Origin of the sequence: Vibrio sp. 1727 (assembly GCF_033344415.1) — a bacterium.
Classification (GTDB): Bacteria; Pseudomonadota; Gammaproteobacteria; order Enterobacterales; family Vibrionaceae; genus Vibrio; species Vibrio alginolyticus.
The window spans coordinates 1-806 of sequence record NZ_JAWPOT010000174.1; the positions used below are offsets into that span (position 1 = coordinate 1).

1 protein-coding gene is annotated in these 806 nt (G+C 46.8%); it reads right to left on the bottom strand.

Features of this window, described 5'->3' with window-relative positions; translation table 11 throughout:
• A partial coding sequence (locus R8O10_RS24615; RefSeq protein WP_318191873.1) for a metallophosphoesterase occupies nucleotides 1-806 on the bottom strand: 806 nt, incomplete at both ends.

Genomic DNA, 806 nt, shown 5'->3' on the forward strand with positions numbered 1-806 from the left:
GTTACGGAATTCGTAATCGGCACGGCCAACATATTTACCCCACTCATGCGCCTGAACAATGTAAGTACCGTTTTGTTGGTCTGGCTGACACTCATCACCCGGTTTAAAGTTCTTTTTGATAACGTTAGGACCTTCCATACAAACGGGCTCTTGTGAGTGACCACCCACAATCATGTCCAAATCGCCTTCATTAAGGTAACGCGCCAAAGCTACATCACCCGGCGCATTGATGCCACGGTTGCCATTTTCGTAGTGACCCATGTGCGTAACAGCGAAAATCAGATCCGGATTTTCTGTTTTTTTCAGTTCTGCAATCAGCTCTTTCGCTTCCGCTTTCGGGTCGCGGAAGTCCACTTGACCGATAAATTCAGGATTCCCCAACTTCGCGGTATCTTCTGTTGTCAGACCAATAATCGCAATTTTAATGCCTTGCTTATTGAACATCGCGTAAGGTTGGAATAAACGCTTGCCCGTTTTTTTGTCGTAGATGTTGGCAGACAGCATTGGGAAGTTAGCCCAATCTTGCTGTTTGAATAGCACGTCTAGCGGATTATCAAATTCGTGATTGCCTAACGCCATCGCGTCGTAGCCAATCTTACTCATGCCTTTGAAATCTGGTTCAGCGTCTTGTAAATCAGATTCAGGAACACCGGTATTAATATCACCACCAGACAGCAACAGCACGCTGCCTCCTTCTGCTTGAATTTCATCACGCAGATCATCGATCAACGTCTTGCGCGCGGCCATGCCGTACTCACCGTGTTTATTCTGCCAAAAACGACCGTGGTGATCGTTGGTGTGTAAGA